20 protein-coding genes are annotated in these 16,551 nt (G+C 72.1%); 9 read left to right on the top strand and 11 right to left on the bottom strand.

The window, feature by feature from the left end:
• Position 1: 1 nt before the first annotated feature.
• From P8T65_RS45525 to P8T65_RS45540, 4 genes are all read left to right on the top strand, one after another.
• Complete coding sequence (locus P8T65_RS45525) at positions 2–253, top strand: DUF397 domain-containing protein (RefSeq protein ID WP_316731284.1); 252 nt, start codon at positions 2–4, stop codon at positions 251–253.
• A 271-nt stretch (positions 254–524) separates the two neighbouring features.
• Positions 525–1,061 (top strand): hypothetical protein, encoded by a 537-nt coding sequence (locus tag P8T65_RS45530; protein ID WP_316731285.1) that lies wholly within the window; start codon positions 525–527, stop codon positions 1,059–1,061.
• A gap of 44 nt (positions 1,062–1,105) precedes the next feature.
• Complete coding sequence (locus tag P8T65_RS45535) at positions 1,106–1,915, top strand: SAM-dependent methyltransferase (protein ID WP_230217634.1); 810 nt, start codon at positions 1,106–1,108, stop codon at positions 1,913–1,915.
• Between the two features lie 122 nt (positions 1,916–2,037).
• Positions 2,038–2,463 carry a MarR family transcriptional regulator gene (locus P8T65_RS45540; RefSeq protein ID WP_316731286.1) on the top strand — a complete coding sequence of 142 codons (426 nt, stop codon included), beginning with the start codon at positions 2,038–2,040 and terminating at the stop codon, positions 2,461–2,463.
• On the opposite strand, the gene P8T65_RS45545 is transcribed toward P8T65_RS45540, so the two are convergent.
• Genes P8T65_RS45545 through P8T65_RS45570 form a run of 6 tightly spaced genes read right to left on the bottom strand, consistent with a single transcriptional unit; the run spans position 2,456 to position 8,285 of the window.
• The gene (locus P8T65_RS45545; RefSeq protein WP_316731287.1) at positions 2,456–4,201 is read right to left on the bottom strand and encodes a SpoIIE family protein phosphatase; all 1,746 of its coding nucleotides are present in this window, start codon (positions 4,199–4,201) and stop codon (positions 2,456–2,458) included. The genes P8T65_RS45540 and P8T65_RS45545 overlap by 8 nt on opposite strands.
• On the bottom strand, positions 4,198–5,265 hold the full coding sequence (locus tag P8T65_RS45550; RefSeq protein ID WP_316731288.1) for an ATP-binding SpoIIE family protein phosphatase: 1,068 nt from the start codon (positions 5,263–5,265) through the stop codon (positions 4,198–4,200). The genes P8T65_RS45545 and P8T65_RS45550 overlap by 4 nt, the downstream gene beginning before the upstream one ends.
• Positions 5,265–5,705, bottom strand: coding sequence for an anti-sigma regulatory factor (locus P8T65_RS45555; protein ID WP_215457507.1), 441 nt, complete (start codon positions 5,703–5,705; stop codon positions 5,265–5,267). The genes P8T65_RS45550 and P8T65_RS45555 overlap by 1 nt, the downstream gene beginning before the upstream one ends.
• Positions 5,705–6,145, bottom strand: coding sequence for an STAS domain-containing protein (locus P8T65_RS45560; protein WP_316731289.1), 441 nt, complete (start codon positions 6,143–6,145; stop codon positions 5,705–5,707). The genes P8T65_RS45555 and P8T65_RS45560 overlap by 1 nt, the downstream gene beginning before the upstream one ends.
• Positions 6,142–7,041, bottom strand: coding sequence for an STAS domain-containing protein (locus tag P8T65_RS45565; RefSeq protein WP_316731290.1), 900 nt, complete (start codon positions 7,039–7,041; stop codon positions 6,142–6,144). The genes P8T65_RS45560 and P8T65_RS45565 overlap by 4 nt, the downstream gene beginning before the upstream one ends.
• A gap of 59 nt (positions 7,042–7,100) precedes the next feature.
• The gene (locus tag P8T65_RS45570) at positions 7,101–8,285 is read right to left on the bottom strand and encodes a PP2C family protein-serine/threonine phosphatase (RefSeq protein ID WP_316731291.1); all 1,185 of its coding nucleotides are present in this window, start codon (positions 8,283–8,285) and stop codon (positions 7,101–7,103) included.
• A gap of 63 nt (positions 8,286–8,348) precedes the next feature.
• Here P8T65_RS45570 and P8T65_RS45575 point away from each other — a divergent pair, with 63 nt between their 5' ends.
• A complete protein-coding gene (locus tag P8T65_RS45575; RefSeq protein WP_316731292.1) occupies positions 8,349–8,822 on the top strand; it encodes a MarR family transcriptional regulator in 474 nt (157 codons plus the stop codon).
• 184 nt (positions 8,823–9,006) lie between these two features.
• Here the strand turns inward: P8T65_RS45575 and P8T65_RS45580 are convergent, their stop codons facing one another.
• Entirely contained in the window at positions 9,007–9,411 is a 405-nt protein-coding gene (locus tag P8T65_RS45580; RefSeq protein ID WP_316731293.1) for an STAS domain-containing protein, read from the bottom strand.
• Between the two features lie 117 nt (positions 9,412–9,528).
• Positions 9,529–10,356: an RNA polymerase sigma factor SigF gene (locus P8T65_RS45585; protein ID WP_316731294.1), complete on the bottom strand. Its 828-nt coding sequence runs from the start codon at positions 10,354–10,356 to the stop codon at positions 9,529–9,531.
• A 383-nt stretch (positions 10,357–10,739) separates the two neighbouring features.
• On the opposite strand from P8T65_RS45585, the gene P8T65_RS45590 reads away from it, so the two are divergent.
• Genes P8T65_RS45590 through P8T65_RS45600 form a run of 3 tightly spaced genes read left to right on the top strand, consistent with a single transcriptional unit; the run spans position 10,740 to position 12,416 of the window.
• On the top strand, positions 10,740–11,579 hold the full coding sequence (locus tag P8T65_RS45590; RefSeq protein ID WP_316731295.1) for a SigB/SigF/SigG family RNA polymerase sigma factor: 840 nt from the start codon (positions 10,740–10,742) through the stop codon (positions 11,577–11,579).
• A 21-nt stretch (positions 11,580–11,600) separates the two neighbouring features.
• Positions 11,601–11,903: a DUF5133 domain-containing protein gene (locus P8T65_RS45595; RefSeq protein ID WP_316731296.1), complete on the top strand. Its 303-nt coding sequence runs from the start codon at positions 11,601–11,603 to the stop codon at positions 11,901–11,903.
• 39 nt (positions 11,904–11,942) lie between these two features.
• Positions 11,943–12,416 carry an ATP-binding protein gene (locus tag P8T65_RS45600; protein ID WP_316731297.1) on the top strand — a complete coding sequence of 158 codons (474 nt, stop codon included), beginning with the start codon at positions 11,943–11,945 and terminating at the stop codon, positions 12,414–12,416.
• Between the two features lie 50 nt (positions 12,417–12,466).
• On the opposite strand, the gene P8T65_RS45605 is transcribed toward P8T65_RS45600, so the two are convergent.
• From P8T65_RS45605 to P8T65_RS45615, 3 genes are all read right to left on the bottom strand, one after another.
• Entirely contained in the window at positions 12,467–12,901 is a 435-nt protein-coding gene (locus P8T65_RS45605; protein ID WP_316731298.1) for an ATP-binding protein, read from the bottom strand.
• Between the two features lie 164 nt (positions 12,902–13,065).
• Positions 13,066–14,793, bottom strand: coding sequence for a SpoIIE family protein phosphatase (locus tag P8T65_RS45610; protein ID WP_316731299.1), 1,728 nt, complete (start codon positions 14,791–14,793; stop codon positions 13,066–13,068).
• 181 nt (positions 14,794–14,974) lie between these two features.
• Positions 14,975–16,063, bottom strand: a complete 1,089-nt coding sequence (locus P8T65_RS45615; RefSeq protein WP_316731300.1) for a glutamate--cysteine ligase — start codon at positions 16,061–16,063, stop codon at positions 14,975–14,977.
• A gap of 184 nt (positions 16,064–16,247) precedes the next feature.
• Here P8T65_RS45615 and P8T65_RS45620 point away from each other — a divergent pair, with 184 nt between their 5' ends.
• On the top strand, positions 16,248–16,481 hold the full coding sequence (locus tag P8T65_RS45620) for a hypothetical protein (RefSeq protein WP_316731301.1): 234 nt from the start codon (positions 16,248–16,250) through the stop codon (positions 16,479–16,481).
• Positions 16,482–16,551: the final 70 nt, after the last annotated feature.

A 16,551-nucleotide genomic window follows, 5' to 3' on the forward strand; every position in this document is an offset into this window, starting at 1 on the left:
CATGGCAAGGACACCCGACGGCCCCGTCCACAGCGGTATGCCCGCGCCCGAACTCGGCGCGGAGGGCTGGCGCAAGCCCTGGAGCGGTACGAACGGCGGTTCCTGTGTGGAGGCCAAGCGGCTGCCCGACGGCCGGGTCGCGTTCCGGCAGTCCACCGATCCGGAGGGGCCGGCCCTCGTCTACTCGCGGGAGGAGATGGTGGCGTTCCTGGAGGGGGCGAAGGCGGGGGAGGCGGATTTTCTGATCGCCTGAGCCCATGGGTGCGTTGCCGGGTGCGGGTCCGGTGGGGCTTCTCGCGCCCGCGCGGCGGAGCCGCACAGTGATACAGCCCCGCGCCCCTGAAAAGCAGGGGCTGCGCCCCGTGCTTTTCGGCCGCCGCCTGCGGATCACTACGCCCGCACAACCGGACAACCCGCACGCGCACTCCCGGTGCCTTCCCGCCCCGCCCAGACTGGGGGCACCTCCCGGCCGTGCACGGGTCCGGGAGGGCGACGACCGCCGCGCACCACCCGAAGGGAGCGGCATGCGCACGCCGCCTCGTGCCCCGGGCCGCTCCCGAGGGGTGGGGACGACCCCACCGTCCGCCCTGCGCGCGCTGGCCCCGTACCGGACCCTGATCGTCGAGGGACACGAAGGGGGCGGCCGGGCTCGTGTGGTCGCCGAGCTGGCGCGCCTCGGGTTCGAAGTCCGGCGGCTGCCGTCCGCCCTGCACCACCTGGACCCCGCCCTGCCCTGCCGCGAACTCCTCGCAGGCCCCGGACGGCTGGCCGTCGACGGCAACCTGATCGCGGAACTCGTCCACGGCCCGCTGCGCCGGGGCCGCTCCCGGATCACCTGGATACAGGCCCTGGACCTCGCCGACGCCGTGGCCGAGCGCGACGGGGCCATGCTCCACCTGACCACGCCCGAGGTCTCGGAGGCGGCCACCGCGTACGCCCGGGTGTTCGGCACCCTCGCCCAGCACGTACCCGTGGTGACCCTCGATGTCGGCGAACCCGGCGGCCCGTCCGGGCACTCGCCGCTCGCTCGCCCCAACTCTGGCGTGAAGCAGTGCAGTTGACGATAAGTTGGCGACGACCACGCGATGTGAGGCAGGAGAGTCCCATGGCAGAAGGCCACCCCACTCCCGACCAGGAAGCGCTGTCGAAGATCGACACCACGGTCCCCCACTCGGCCCGTATCTGGAACTACTGGATGGGCGGCAAGGACAACTACGAGGTCGACCGTGAGGCGGGCGACGCCTACCGGGAGATCGCCCCGAACATCGAGACGATGGCCCGCGCCTCCCGCGTCTACCTCATCCGCACGGTCACCTTCGTGGCGCGCGAGCGCGGCATTCGCCAGTTCCTGGACATCGGCACCGGCCTTCCGACGTACGACAACACCCATCAGGTCGCCCAGAAGGTGGCCCCCGAGTCCCGCATCGTCTACGTCGACAACGACCCGCTCGTACTCCGGCACGCGCAGGCACTGCTCACCAGCACCCCCGAAGGGGTCACCGACTACGTTGACGCGGACCTGCACGACCCGGACACCATCCTGGAGGCCGCCGGGAAGATCCTCGACCTCGACAAGCCGGTGGCGCTGATGCTGATGGGCATCCTCGGCCACATCCAGGACTACGAGGAGGCCAAGGAGATCGTCCGCCGCCTCCAGGCCGCCCTGCCGTCCGGCAGCTACTTCGTCCACTACGACAGCACGGACACCGACGCCGAACTCAAGCGCGCGCAGGAGGGCTACGACGACACCGGCGCCGTCCCCTACGTCCTGCGCAGCCCCCGGCAGCTGCACGCCTACTACGAGGGCCTGGAACTGCTGGAACCCGGGATCGTCTCCTGTCCGCTGTGGCGCCCGGAACCGGGCACCACCCCGGAGCCGACGGACGTGTACGGGGGAGTGGCCTACAAGGCGTAGCACCACGGGCTCGGTGCGGAGGACTCGGGTGCTGCCTGCGGCCCGGGGGCCCGGTCCGGGGCCCGCGAGGGAGCCGGCCAGGACGGCCGTGTACTCGCGGGCACTTCGGGTAGGCCCCCCGCATGACCGGACCCGCCGACATCGACCGGCAGGTTCTCGACGCCGTGGAGAACCTGGTGCCGCTCTGGTTCTCGGCAGTGGAGGAGGTCAACCCGCGACTGTCCCCGAGACAGATCCTGGCGCTCCGCGCGGTGCGCGGGCGTCCCGAGCTGAACCTGACCGGGCTCGCGGAGCGGCTCGGCGTCGGGCTGCCCACGGCCAGCCGGCTCTGCGACCGCCTCGAAGCGGCAGACCTGCTCCAGCGCTGCGCCCGGCTCGACGACCGGCGCGAGGTGCGCCTGGTGGTGACCGAACGCGGGCGGCGGTTCCTCGCGGAGATCTCCGAACGCCTGTCGGAGCGGCTCGGAGACGCCCTGGCGGCGTTGCCGCCGACGGAACGCGTCCGGGTGGAGCAGATGCTGCGTGCCCTGGGGGGAAGTGTCAGTTGAGCTGTGCCGTGACCCGCCCGGCGGCACTGTGCACATGGCAGAGCAGCAGGCAGACGTCGTCCTCGTGCTCCTCGTCCAGCAAGGGGGCGAGGAGCTGGTCGGCCGACTCCTGGAGGTTCTCGTCCAGCGTCGTGGACGGCAGCCCGCCGAGCGTCGCCGCGAGCTGTTCGATGCCCGGGTCGATGCCCAGGGCACGCCGTTCCACCAGCCCGTCCGTGTAGAGCGCCAGCGTCGAGCCGGGCGGCAGCGGCACGGTGTGGTCGGCGATCTCCTGGTGCAGGGGGATGCCGAGCATCGCGCCCGGCTTGGCATCCAGGATCCGCACACCCCCGTCGGGCGAGCGCAGCACCGGCGGCGGATGGCCGGCGGCGGCCCAGGTGAGCGTGGGTTCGTGCGGGTGGAACCGGGCGATGACGGCCGTGGCGTACAGGTCGGGCTGGAGATGGTGCAGGAACAGATGGAGACGGGTGAGCAGCTGCCCGGGGCTCTTGCCGTCGACCGCGTACGCGCGCAGCGCCGTCCGCAGCTGGCTCATCATCACCGCCGCGTGGAGACCGTGTCCGGTGACGTCACCGATCACGGTGATCAGGCTGCCGTCGGGCTGCCGGAAGGCGTCGTACCAGTCACCGCCGATGTTCAGGCCCCGGGTGGCCGGCAGATAGCGCGCGGCCAGCCGCAGCCCCGGCGTGGTGGGCAGTTCGGTGAGCAGGGCCCGTTGCAGGGTCTCGGCGATGTCGCGGTTGTGCTCGAAGCGCCGGGCGTTCTCCAGCGCGACCCCCGCCCGCCGGGCCAGCTCGATCAGCATGAAGGCGTCGTCGGCGTCCCACCGCTCGTCGTCGGGCGGCGACAGCGTCAGCACGCCCAGGGGCGCGCCCCGGGTCATCAGGGGCACGCACAGCAGCGGCCGGGCGGGGTCGATCGCCGAGGGCGGCTGGTCGTCGACACCGGGCAGCTCGCCGGGATGGTCGGCGGCGTACTGGGGGCGCCCGCGGCGTGCCGCGACGACGGCGGCGGCCGGACGCGGACCGGCACCGGCCGTCTCGCCCTCCCCGTCGAACAGCCACACGTCGGCGCTGCGGGCGTACCGGGGCACCAGCAGCGACGGCAGCAGCCGCACGATCGCGTCGGGGTTGAGGGACGCGGTCAGGGCGGCGCTGGCGTCGGCGAGGAGGGTGAGTCGGCCGCGCGCGTTCTCGGCCTCCCTGCGGGCCTTCTGCTCGGCGTCGAACAGCTCGCGCTGCGCCCGTCCGGCCGCGTCCAGCTCGGCGTGCAGGGCGAGGACGCCCTGGTTGGTCTGGTGCAGTTCCTCGCGGTGGAAGGCGACCAGCGCCTCCTTCTCGTCGAGCTTCTCCAGCAGCAGCGCCGCGTCCTCGTCGGCTCCGAACAGCGCCTCCGCGAGGGTCGTCGGATCAGCGGGCACATGCTCGCTGTCCGGCAGCCGCACCTCCTGCGAGCAGGCCACCGTCAGCCGCCACGGCTGCCGGTACTCGCCCGGTCGCCGGTTCGCCGACGTCACCTCGACCAGGAACCGACAGCCGGCGGGCCGCGCCGTGACCGCCCGCGCCGTCAGCTGCCACGCGCCGCCCTTGGTCAGGCACTGCCGCAGCTGCGCCGAGAGCACGGACACCAGCCGAGCCCGGTCGGTCGGCGACACCCCGTGCGCGGTGGCCAGCCGTGCGGTGGCGATACGCGCCCGGGCGGCGTCGGTGACGGAACGGACGGTCCAGGTACGGGTCATGGGAGGTGGTCCGGCGGGGAGGGGCTCAGTACGGCGACGGTGGTGTCGTCGCGGACCGGCCGGGCGGGGCTGCTCGCGTCGCGCACGATCACGGCGGCGATCACAGCGGGGTCGAGGGAGGGGCTGTGGGCGGCGGGGCCCGGGCTCCAGCGGCTGGGCAGACCGTCGCTGTGCAGGACGAGCAGACGGTCGTCCCCCCAGGCCACCTCGTGCTGCGGAAGATGGGCGGCCCGGTGGGCGCCGACTATGCCGGGCCGGGACAGCAGCGACTGCCACTGCGCTCCGGTGCGCAGCCGCGCCCCGATGTTGCCGATCCCCGCGAACAGCAACCGACGTGCGGAGAGGTCGAGTTGGGCGACGGCGACGGCCGCGCCCCGGGTGTCGCGCAGCGCGCCCTCCAGCCGCCGCAGCAGCTGTGCGGGAGGCAGCTCGGGGGCGCGGTACAGCTGCTGCACGGCCGCCGAGGACGCGCGGGCCGCCGCTACGCCGTGACCCAGCCCGTCGGCCAGCATCAGCGTGGTCAGGTCGCCGGATCGGACCCAGGCCCAGGCATCGCCGGAGAACTCCGCGCCGGCGAAGGGGACGTTGACACCGCCGGCCCGGACGGCGGGGGCGGGGGAGGCCGGCTTCGCCCGGCGACCCTTCCGGGTGCCTAGCCGGGCCAGGGCGATGGTGCCCCGGCCCACCGTACTGTGCAGGTCGAAGTCGTCGGCGACCCGGCGGCACGTGCCGAGACCCGCGCCGAGCGACGACGTCGTCGAGAACCCGTCCCGCAGCGCGCCCGCGATGTCGCGCACCCCCGGCCCGTGGTCGATGGCCACGATCTGCACCATGGGGGCCGCGCCGTCCGCCCGGTCCGGGTCGGGGCGGGAGACGACGTCCAGCAGTATCAGCCCGCCCCCGGCGTGCTTGAGCAGATTGGTCGCCAGTTCGGTGGCCACCAGGGCGCAGCCGGCGGCGCGGCCCTCGTCCAGCCCGGCCCGCGCCGCGGCCGCCTCGGCGGCCACCCGGGCGTCGCGCACCCGGGTCGAGTCGTGCACCGGGACCTCCCAGACGCGCGGCATCACCGCTCCTCGCGCGGGCGCGGCGCACCCGCCAGCCAGGACGTCACCGTCACCGTGGTGCCCGAGCCGGGCCGGCTGTCGATCGCGAAGTCGTGGACCAGCCGCCGGGCGCCGCCCAGCCCCATCCCCAGACCCTCGCCGGAGGTGTAGCCGTCGAGGAGGGCCTGGTCGAGGTCGGCGATGCCGGGCCCCTCGTCCCTGAACGTCAGCCGCAGCCCTCGTGCGCCGCCCTTGTCCACGGGAGCGCACTCCATCTGGCCCCCGCCGCCGTGGACCAGGGTATTGCGGGCCAGCTCGCTGGCCGCGGTGACCAGTTTGGTCTGGTCGACCAGACCGAAGCCGAGCTGGGCGGCCGCTTGCCGCACATGCTGACGGACCCACACCAGATCGAGATCCGAGTGGATCGGCAGGCAGGCGGAGATGCCGCCGGCGGTCTGCATCACGGACTCTCCTGGCGGGCGTGGACTCGGTGGCTGAAGGTCGGGTCCGCTTCGCCGAGGAGGCGCAGCGCCTCCTCGGTGCTGAGCGCGGTACGCAGCCCCGGCAGGGTCAGTCCCAGCTCCACCAGGGTGATCGCCACGGCCGGACGCATGCCGGCCACGACCGTCCCGGCGGCGAGCAGACTCGTCTGGGCGGCGATGTCGCCCAGCACCCTGCCGAGGAAGGAGTCGACCATCTCCACACCGGACAGGTCGATCACCACCCCCGTGGCACCGCTGCGCGCGACCGTGTCGCTGATGTCCTGCTGGAGCTGCTCCGCCGCGCCGTCGTGCAGATCGCCCTGGAGCGAGACCAGGAGCACATTGCCGAGCTTGAGCACGGGAACGGGCGCCCCGTACGAGGACGGGCCGCCGTGGGCGGCGAACAGATCGCCACTCACCTGTGCCCCGAACCGGCGCCGTCGCGGGAGACGATGTCCGTGCCCAACTGCCGGAGCGCGTAGGCGAGGGCGTCTGCGAGGCTCGTGCGGGTCAGCACCGAGCTGAGGTCGATGCCCAGGTGGACGATGGTCTGCGCGATCGGCGGCCGGATGCCGGAGACGATGCACTCGGCCCCCATCAGCCGGGCCGCCGCCACGGTCTTCATCAGGTGCTGGGCCACCAGCGAGTCCACGGTCGGCACCCCGGTGATGTCCAGGATGGCGAACCGTGCGTGCTGCTCGACGATGGAGTCGAGGAGCCGCTCCATCACCACCTGGCTGCGCGCGCTGTCCAGCGTGCCGATCAGGGGGACGGCGACGATGCCCTCCCACAGCTTGATGACCGGCGTGGCGACCTCCATCAGCTGCAGCCGCTGCCGGTGGATCAGTTCCTCGCCCTCGCTGAGCGCGGTCTCCAGCACCACCAGGCGCAGGGTGCCCATCAGCACGGTCAGGGTGGTGGTGCACTCCCGTAGGTGCGCCGCCGGCGCGGCGCCGAACTCGGTCAGCAGCAGATCGGTCACGGGCGGCCGCAGCGCGTCCACCTCGGCGGAGATCTGGGTGACCGTGGAACCGGCCCGCGCCCGGGAGGCGGCCGTCCGGGCCAGCTGTTCACGGACGACCTGGAAGCCGCCGGACTCCGCGTCCTCCACGCTGTCCGTCGCGGCCACGGCGGCGAGCGCGTCCACGACGGCCCGGCCCGCCTCCACCGCCTCGTCCCGGGAGTGGGTGAAGACGGTGCGGAACAGCGCGGCGTCGGCCCAGCGCTGGGCGATCTGTTCCTGGCGGCCGCGCAGGAACCGCGCCACCTCCTGCGCGGGTGTCAACTGCTGGCCTGCCGTGTCCTGTTCCGGCACGGGTGTCTCCTCACATGCTGTAGTGCCTCCCCGCCCCGGGGAACGACTGTTGGGCTGGTTCATCGGTCGGTTCGGCCGGCACCCCCTCGGCCGAACCAGTCGAGACAGACCACGAGCGCGTCGTCGTCCGCCACGGGTGTGCCTCGGTGACCGGAGAGCTCCCTGAGCACCGCGCCGGGGACGTCGGCGGCGGGCAGCAGCCGGGTGGCATTGATCGCCCGGGCCAGCGCCCGGTCCCCGTACGCCTCCCCGCCGGGTGCGGCGACGGAGTAGACCCCGTCGCTGACGAAGATCAGCCGGTCGCCCGGTTCGAGCCGCAACTGCTGTGCGGTGTACTCGGTCTCCTCGAACATGCCCAGCGGCAGCTGCGCCTCCAGTTCGACCGCGCTGACGCCCCGGTCGCGCAGCAGCAGCATCCGGGGCGAGCCCGCGTCGACGATCTCCAGGTCCCCGGTGGCGAGGTTCAGGTCCAGCAGGAGCACCGACAGGTGCTGGGCCCCGCCGTACTGGGCGTGCACGGCCTGGTCGGCGAGGGCCGCCTGCTCGGCGATGGGGACGCCGGCACGGCGGGCGTTGCGCAGCGCGTTGATCCCCAGCTGGGTCAGCAGGGAGGCCTCGATGCCCTCGCCCATGCCGTTGGTGATGTACAGCATCAGGTGGTCGGCATCGGCGGACCAGTCGAAGTTGTCGCCGAAGATGGCGTAGGCGGGCTCCAGTTGGCCGCCGAGCGCGTACTCGGGCCGGGTGGAGGAACGGCCCGGCAGCAGCTGCCACTGCATCTCCGCCGCCAGGGTCAGCCTGCTGGAGCGGCGCGCCCGGAGGTACACGTCGGTGTCCCGTTCCGCGACGACCAGCTCATGGCCCAGCACCTGGGCGAGCTCGGTCAGTTCGGCGAGGCTCTCCTCGGTGTGCGCGGCGGACGGAATCGTCAGCCGCAGCACGCCCAGCCGGTCACCGCGCACGGTGACCGGCAGGTGCACCCGCACCCGGTCGTCGCCGCGCTTCTCCACGTACGGCTCCTGCGCCCCGAACGCCCGGCCGGTCGGGCCGTCGTGCATGGGCAGGGGATCCGTCTGGTCCGGGCGGGCGGACGCGGGCCGGAGCGCGGTGAGCGAGTAGTCGGCCAGGTAGAGCTCGATGTCCCGCGCCGACCAGTCCGCGCCCAGTACGTCGCGGACAGCGTCCACCAGGTGGTGCGGAGCAGCGGAGCGAAGCGCTCGTTCGGCCGCCACGAATCTGTTCACGATGTCGGATACGCCATTCTTTCCACAGCTGACAGTGTTCGAGATGCCTGGAAGAGTGGGTGCGTGACTTCCTCCTCCCATCCGCGGCCGGACGAGGTGGCGCGTGTGACCTCCGAGGCGGCAGAGCTGCTGGAGGTCGTGTGGGGACGCGCCTCGACGGCACCCGTGTCCGCCTCGCAGCTCCGCCTGCTGTTCATCCTGGAGCACAACGACGGCATCAACCTGCGGATGCTCGCCGACGCCCTCGGCTCGACGCCGCCCTCCACCAGCCGACTGTGCGACCGGCTGGAGGCGGTGGGCTTCGTCGAGCGGCACGCCAGTACCGCCAGCAGGCGCGAGCTGTGTCTGCGGCTGAGCCGGCGCGGGCGCTCGTACCTCGTGGACCTGCGCGCACGGCGCGAACGCGCCCTGCGGTCCGTGCTGGAGCAGATGCCGGCCGCCAAGCGGACCGCTCTGGTGGAGGGGCTGGAGGCGTTCTGCGACGCCGCGGCGGCACAGATCCACGAGGGCGACGCCACCGACGCGCGGAGCGCCTGACCGCCGCCGACCCGGTCCCGGTTCGACAGCCTCATCCCAACCCTTCCCACTCTCGGCCCCCGGGTCACTCTGTTGCCTTCCGGCCATAGTTGTCAAACGACAACCATTGGCCATGAGTGTGTGCCGCCTCGCCGACGAAGATGCCAAGCGGTGCTGCCCGTCGGCGCGTTGACGGGCGGCGGGTTCATTCCTGAGCCGGCGGCTCGTCCGGATGCGGGGCGACCTGTCCGGAGTCCACGGCGGCCAGCGCCTCGTCCACGCTGTCCATCGTGGACACGGTGAGGCTGACACCGGTGAGATCGAGTATGCGTCGCACCGCCGGAGCCGGGGCGATCACATACACCCCACCCGGGATCCGGCGCACCTCTTGATACGTGCGCAGAATGATGTTCATACCGGATGAGTCCATGAAGGGGACGGCCGACACGTCCAGCAGGAAGTGCCGTCGACCGTGCCGCAGTTGGTTCGCCAGATGATGCTGCAGCTCGGTCGCCGTGTCGATGTCCAGTTCCCCTTCGATCGTGAGCAGCACGGCGTCGTCGCGGGGCAGGTCGACCTTGATCGACAGGGGGTTGTGGGCAACGGACACGAGAACCTCCAAGGCGTGGACCGATCGGGACGGTTGCCCCGATTCACGGATTCGACGCATCGCCCGGCGATGCGCCCGTGCGCATACCCGCGAATCGTGCGGGCACACGGGCCCCGATCAGGCGACTCCGGGTTCCAGCAACCCCGCGCGCAGCCGCTTGATGATGCGGCTGATCAGCCGGGACACATGCATCTGCGACACCCCGAGCTGCTCGGCGATCTGTGACTGGGTCTGCTCCTCCACGAACCGCAGATGCAGGATCCGCCGCTCACGGTCGTCGAGTTCGGCGATCAACGGCGCCAGCGAGTGGAAGTCCTCGACGAGTTGCAGGGAATGGTCCTCCTCGCCGATGAGGTCCCCCAGCACGGTGTCACTGTCCTCGCCGCCGTCGGAGGTGAGCGCCGCGTCGAGCGAGGAGGTGTTGTAGCCGTTGGACGCCTTGCGCGCCTCGATGACCTCCTCCTCGGACAGCGACATCAGCTCCGACAGCTCACGCGTCGTCGGCATCCGGTCCAGGCGGGACTGCAACTCGTCCGTCGCGCGGGCCAGCTCCACCCGCGCCTCCTGCAACCGCCGCGGCACATGCACCGCCCAGCTGGTGTCCCGGAAGAACCGCTTGATCTCGCCGACGATGTACGGCACGGCGAAGGTGGTGAACTCCACCTCCCGGGACAGCTCGAACCGGTCGATGGCCTTGATCAGCCCGATGGTCCCGACCTGGACGATTTCCTCCAGCGAGTCCTCGCGCCCACGGAAGCGCGAGGCCGCGTACCGCACGAGCGAGAGGTTCATCTCGATGAGCGTGTTGCGTACGTATTGGTAGGTGTGCGTGCCCTCGTCCAACATGGCCAAGCGGTCGAAGAACTGCCGGGACATCTCCCGCGCGTCCTTCGGCCGTACCTGGGACGGGTCCTCGATCAGGGGCAGGTCGACCCCGTCCGTCATGACCCTCCCCCGTGCCGCGGCCGTAGTACGTGCCGTCACGGCTGCCATGCTGTCCACCCCTCTCGCCCGAAGCCTTGTTGCCATCCCACGCTTGCCCCGCGAAGCGCATCTCAGTCCCCCTCATTCGGCAAAGGGACCGTGTCGCTCCCCACTCTGGCCAGAAGTCGCCGCCGACCCGAGTGGCACGCCTCACCGGGTCTGGCGATCCGTCACCAAGAATGCGCGGACCGTTGTTTGCCTGCCGGGTCGCGGGGCAATCGGAGTTCCACGCCTCCGTACGGGAGGCGCGCCGGCGGAAGCGGTGTTCCGCGCACGGGCCTCGGTCGCCCGCCACCGTTCCCCGCCGCGAAGTCCCTGAAAGCGTCGTTCAGGAGCGATTTCCCATGCTGGTCAATGTGTCCGCAAACGGCTCAGGCACCTCCGTTCGTCCTGGCACCCCCGACAGGAGGACGCACGACGACGCCCCCGACACCGCCACCGCGTTCGCCCGGCTCGCGACGATGGACGAGGGACCCGAACGCGACCACGTCCGGGACGAACTCGTCCGGGCCTGGCTGCCCATGGCCCACCGCATCGCCGGCCGTTTTCGCAACCGCGGCGAGTCGCTGGAGGACCTGCGCCAGGTCGCCGCGATGGGCCTGGTCAAGGCGGTCGACCGCTACGAGCCCGACCGGGGGGCGTTCGAGAGCTACGCCGTGCCCACCATCACCGGAGAGATCAAGCGGCACTTCCGCGACCGGATGTGGACGCTGCGCGTCCCCCGGCGGGTGCAGGACCTCCGCAACAAGGTGCGCGTGGCGCGGCGTGAACTCAGCCAGACCTCCGGCGGTGCCGCCGAGCCCTCCGTCGCCGACATCGCCGCCCTCGCCGGGCTCACCGAGGAAGAGGTCCACGCCGGGATGGAGGCGCTCGACAGCTTCAGCGCGCTCTCCCTGGACGCCGAGATGACATCCGGCGACGACGGGTACAGCCTCGCCGACACCCTCGGCGCCCCCGACGCGGCGTACGACACCGTCGTGGACCGCGAGTCGGTCAAGGAAGGGCTGCGCCGGCTGCCCGAACGCGAGCGGGCCATCCTCTACATGCGCTTCTTCGAGGACATGACCCAGAACCGCATCGCCGACCGTCTCGGCATCTCCCAGATGCACGTCTCCCGCCTCATCAGCCGCAGCTGCGCGCGCGTCCGCGAAGAGGCCCTCGGCCGCACCACGCCCACCGTCTGACAACCCCCAGGAGCGACACAGATGCTGACGCCCCACCCCGCGACCCTGCGCCGGCTCGTCGAGGAGTACGAGTCGGTCGTCGCCCACCAGGGCGATCGAGGCGATCCGCAGAGCGTCCGCCGCGCGCAGGACCTGGCATACACGTTGTGCGTGTCCACGGGCACCCGCGACGTCCGCCGGGCCCTGGACGCGGCACGCACGCAGCTCGCCGCCGCGCAGGCGACCACGACCGCGGAGCTGTGCGGGACCGGGACGACACTCCCGGGAGATCTCGGCAGCCATGGTCCGGGCGGGAGCGGGTATGTGGCGCTTCATGAACAGTGATGGACCCAACTGTCCCGAGTCGTCGACCCCGTACCTGCCATGACATCGATGGAACGCCGCCCGCTCGTGCACCACGACCCCGCTCCCGCGGAAGCGGCGGGGCCCGACGCCCGGCCGCCGCGGCCGCCGATCGCGATCACCACCGCCGCGGCCGCCCGCCGCCACGTACGGGCGTTCGTGGGGGAGCGGTGGCGTTCCCCGGCGGGACCACCGACCGAGCAGTCGATGATCGATCTCATTCTCGTCGTCTCCGAGCTGGTCACCAACGCGGTCCGGCACGGCGGCGGGATCGCCGGGTTCGACGTCGCCCTCACGCCTGAGGGTGTGCGGCTCAGCGTCCGCGACTACAGCGCCGCCGTGCCCGTGGGTCTCCACGGGCCCGGCGCGCTGCCCCGCGCCCACGAGGGCAACGGCTACGGGTGGCCGCTGATCAACCGCCTCTCCAGCAGGGTCGACGTCGAGCGCTGCGCGTCCGGCGGCAAGACCATCAGCGTGCTGGTGCCGCTGACCTGAGGCCTCGCGCGGCTCTCACGGGCCCGTCGCCGGGGCTTTCACCAGGGCCTTCACCACGGCAGGAAGACGTGGACGTCCTTGCCGTGGTCGTGCACCACCACACTCACCTCCTCGCACAGCGTCTGGATCAGATACCAGCCGATTCCGCCGCCGCCCTGGCTGGGGCTGAAGGGGCGCGGCGCGGGCGACGTCGTGCTCGTGTCCCCCAGCGTCACATGCACCCCGTCGAGGGTGCGCCGCATCGTCAGCTCGAACCGCCCCGGGGCGTACTGCACCGCGTTGGCGGCCAGTTCCGTGACCACCAGCAGGATGTCGTCCCAGTGCTCGGCAGCGGCCGGCGGCGACGTGCGCGAGAGGACGCCCAGGAACCCCTCAGCGGCCGTGCGCGCCCCCGTCACGTCGCCGAGTTCTCCGTCGAAGGCGGCGTGGCTGTCGTAAATCTCCTCGGCAGGCAGTTTGTCGTCCCTACGTGGCTCTGTTGACATCTCGTCGTCCCCGGCTCGGCTGCTTGAGGCGGACGCGATGGCGCGTTCCCCTCCGACGCTCGTGTTTCCCGTGCGGAGAGCTGCTACGCGTGCGAAAGCGTAGGGATGTGTGGGGCCTTGGGGAAGACCGTGGCCTTCCGGAGCCCCCGGCCCGCGTCGGCGTTCTACCGGTCACCCGCCTCACCGTCCTCGGCCGGTGTCCGGAAGACCAGCAGGGCGACGTCGTCGTCGTTGTCGACAGGACGCGCGCGCTCCAGCAGAAGGTCGCAGAAGACGTGCAGGGGCCGGTGGACGAGAGCCGCCGCGTGCTGGCGCAGCCGGGCCAGGCCCCTGTCGAGCGTGTGCCCGGGGGATTCGATCAGACCGTCTGTGTACAGCACCAGCGTGGACTTCGGCGGCAGCGGGGTGAGCGTGTCGGTGCGTGCCCGGGTCAGCCCCGTACCCAGCAGATGGTCGTGCTCCTCGTCCAGGAACCGGGACCTGCCGTCGTGGGTGATCAGCAGCGGCGGCGGGTGCCCCGCGTTGGTCCACCGCAGGGCCCACGCGTCGTCGTCCCGTTCGACCCTGCAGAAGATCAGCGTTGCCATGGACGCCTCGGTCACGTTCACCACGGCCCGGTCCAGCCGCTCCACGATCAGGCTCGGCGGCTCCTCCAGCGCCCACGCGTAGGCCCGGAGCATGTTGCGGACCTGGGCCATCCCGGCCGCCGCGTCTATGTTGTGTCCCACCACGTCCCCGATCGCCACCGCCGTGGACCCGTCGGACAGCGTGAACACGTCGTACCAGTCGCCGCCGACCTGGGAGGACTTCGACGCCGACTCGTAGCGGGCGGCCATCCGCAGCCCCGGCACCTCCGGCATCTGGGGCAGCAGATGGCGCTGCATGGTCTCCGCGATGTGCCGCTGCCGCTGGTACAGGCGCGCGTTCTCCAGCGCCAGCCCCGCCCGGCGGGCGATGTCGTCCAGCAGGGACAGTTCGGCGTCGGTGAAGGTCCCCGGCCGCTCGCTCAGACCGAGCGTGAGAGCGCCGAGCACGGCGCGCGGCCCCCGGATGGGCGCGATGGCCGCCGAGCGCAGCCCCGCCTCCTTGAACAGCCTCTGCTGGGCGACCGTGATCCCCGAGTCCGCCGGCCCCTGGTAGGTCTCCGGCCCGGCCAGGGTCGACGCCGCCCCGCGCAGCGCCCGGGACAGCGGCATGAGCGACTCCTCGTGCACCGGCGGGAGCGGGCCCTCCAACTCCTCGCGCCGCACCACCACGCCGTCGCGGTGGGTCGCCACCGTGGACCGCCAGACGTCGTCGCTCTCGGTGATCAGGTCCACGACGGCCCAGTCCGCCAGCCGCGGCACCACCAGCCGCACCAGGCGGGCGACCGCCTCCTCGGCGTCCAGGGTCGAGCTCAGCCGGGTCGTCGTCTCGGCGAGCAGCGCCAGCCGGTCCAGCTGCGACAGCGTCGCCGGCTCGCCGTCCGGGACGACGTCGCTCTCCGGGGCGCCCTCGTGGAAGAGCACCACCGCGCCGGTCGCGGCCCCGTCGAGCCGGCACGGGGTGACCAGCCACGTGACCGGCAGCAGTGTGCCGTCGCCGCGCAGGAACCACTCCCGGTCCCCGCCGCCGGTGCGGCCACTGAGGAACGCCTGCATCATCGTGCAGGTCGCCCGCGGCATCGTGTGCCCGAGCTGGTCCCGGTGCAGCAGTTCGTGGGCGTCCCGTCCGACGAGTCCGTCGGCCGGGCGGCGGAGCAGTTCCTCGGCCCGGGGGTTCACCGCGACGACGAGGCCGTTGCCGTCCACCGCGTACATACCGGCGTGCACGAGATCGGGCAGCCCGGCCGTTGAGCGCACCGCCGGACCCGGCGGCCGCCGCTCGGTGTGATCCGGGCTCCACGCGCTCATGTTCGGGCTCCTCCGGCTCCGGTCGCGATCCGGACGGTCGTAGACGTCGGCGGACGGTTCCGCCGTATGTGTTGCACGCATTACCCCGTCCTCGACGACCTACGCGCACGAGGTACTCGACCGCAGGTGGGAGCGGGTCGGCGCGCTCCGGAAGCCGCCGGAACGGACGGGGCCGCAGGGGTCAGGCCTGGGTGTGCCGTACGCAGGCCGCGACGACCTCGCGCAGGCTGCCCGTCCGGGCCATCACCTCGCGCTGCACCCGGGCTCCGTTGCCGCGTCGCGTCAGCTCGGCGACGGCGTTCCGGGCCAGGTCGGCGTCCCCGTGGTCGGCGAGGGCGTCCGCGACGTGGTCGAGCAGCGAGCGGATCACCTCGACGGCGGGCCGGGGCCGCATCGTGACGGGATCCAGGAGGTTCTCGGAGATCCCGGAGCGGGCGGCCCGCCAGGTGGCCAGCCGCAGCAGCCCCGCGCTGTGCCCGAGCGGCTCCACACCGGCCCACCACTCACGGGCGGCGGTCTCCACGAGCCCCCGGGCGAGGGCGGCGACGAGGACCGCGGTGTCGGGGTGCAGACAGACGTCCGCGACCCGGATCTCGACGGTCGGGTACCGCTGGGACAGCCGCGCGTCGAAGTAGATCATGCCCTCGTCGCGGACGACCCCCGTCGCGATCAGGTCCGTGACGCACTGGTGGTACCGCTCCGCCGAGCCGAAGACGTCGGTCGGCCCGGCCATCGGCCACATGTCCCAGACCTGGCTGCGATAGCTCGCGTATCGGCTGTCGTGGCCCTGCCAAAAAGGGGAGTTCGCGCTCAGGGCCCTCAGCACGGACAGCCACGGCCGCATCCGGTCCAGGACCGCCACACCCTCGTCGTCGGACTCGACGGACACATGCACATGGCAGCCGCAGACCAGCTGCACCTGCGTGTGCAGGCCGAACTCGCGGGCCATCCATCGGTACCGGCTGTTCACGGTGATCGTCGGACTCACCGGCAGCGGCGACGTCGCCAGCGCCACGACCGCGCTGCCGAGCCCCTCGGCATGTCGGGCCGCGTCCTTGCGGCAGCGGACGATCTCCGCCCCCAGATCGGCCATCGACGACTGAGGGTGGGTCGCGAACTCCACCTGCTCGTCGTGCAGCTCCTTCTCGAACACGTCCTGACCCGTGCCCTCCAGCGCGACCCGCGCGAGCACCGCCGCGGCTCGTGCCTGCGGCTCGCCGGTCTCCGGATCGACCAGCAGGAGTTCCTCTTCGACACCGACGGTACGCACGTCATCCGGCCCTTCTGCCCTAGGTGGTGAGAGCCGTGTGCCCTCGGACGCCGCCGGGACACCTCACCGGACGGCACGCGGGCCGGGGCCGTGTACGCGGCGGCGGCCCGGGTACCCGTGCGGGGCCTCGGGAGCCGCGCCGGACGGGCGCGAGCCCCGTGTCCACGAAACGGCGGAGGAGAACGTGACCAGCACCGCCGAGACAGGCCGCGTGACCGGTACCGCCGACAAGGACTACAACCTGATCTGGTACGTGGAGGCATGCCTGAGCAACGTGCTGCGCCTCGAGTCGTACATCCAGGACGCGGAGCGGGAGAAGGACACCGAGGTCGTCGAACTGTTCCGCAAGGCACAGGCCGACAGCCGCAGGGGCGCCGACCTCGGCAAGGAACTCCTGCGGCGTCGTCTGAGCGACTGACGGTGCTCCCGGGCCGCGTGCGGTCCGGGAGAACATCGCACGCTCCGTTCCCGGCACAGCGCCATTGTGG

The sequence above is a fragment of the Streptomyces sp. 11x1 genome (assembly GCF_032598905.1).
Classification (GTDB): Bacteria; Actinomycetota; Actinomycetes; order Streptomycetales; family Streptomycetaceae; genus Streptomyces.

Coding starts and splice junctions, on each gene's coding strand:
- P8T65_RS45525 (WP_316731284.1), top strand. CDS start 2: ATGGCAAGGACACCCGACGGCCCCGTCCACAGCGGTATGCCCGCGCCC.
- P8T65_RS45540 (WP_316731286.1), top strand. CDS start 2,038: ATGACCGGACCCGCCGACATCGACCGGCAGGTTCTCGACGCCGTGGAG.
- P8T65_RS45605 (WP_316731298.1), bottom strand. CDS start 12,901: ATGTCAACAGAGCCACGTAGGGACGACAAACTGCCTGCCGAGGAGATT.
- P8T65_RS45585 (WP_316731294.1), bottom strand. CDS start 10,356: ATGACGGACGGGGTCGACCTGCCCCTGATCGAGGACCCGTCCCAGGTA.
- P8T65_RS45595 (WP_316731296.1), top strand. CDS start 11,601: ATGCTGACGCCCCACCCCGCGACCCTGCGCCGGCTCGTCGAGGAGTAC.
- P8T65_RS45550 (WP_316731288.1), bottom strand. CDS start 5,265: ATGCCGCGCGTCTGGGAGGTCCCGGTGCACGACTCGACCCGGGTGCGC.
- P8T65_RS45535 (WP_230217634.1), top strand. CDS start 1,106: ATGGCAGAAGGCCACCCCACTCCCGACCAGGAAGCGCTGTCGAAGATC.
- P8T65_RS45555 (WP_215457507.1), bottom strand. CDS start 5,705: ATGCAGACCGCCGGCGGCATCTCCGCCTGCCTGCCGATCCACTCGGAT.
- P8T65_RS45530 (WP_316731285.1), top strand. CDS start 525: ATGCGCACGCCGCCTCGTGCCCCGGGCCGCTCCCGAGGGGTGGGGACG.
- P8T65_RS45590 (WP_316731295.1), top strand. CDS start 10,740: ATGCTGGTCAATGTGTCCGCAAACGGCTCAGGCACCTCCGTTCGTCCT.
- P8T65_RS45610 (WP_316731299.1), bottom strand. CDS start 14,793: ATGAGCGCGTGGAGCCCGGATCACACCGAGCGGCGGCCGCCGGGTCCG.
- P8T65_RS45545 (WP_316731287.1), bottom strand. CDS start 4,201: ATGACCCGTACCTGGACCGTCCGTTCCGTCACCGACGCCGCCCGGGCG.
- P8T65_RS45600 (WP_316731297.1), top strand. CDS start 11,943: ATGACATCGATGGAACGCCGCCCGCTCGTGCACCACGACCCCGCTCCC.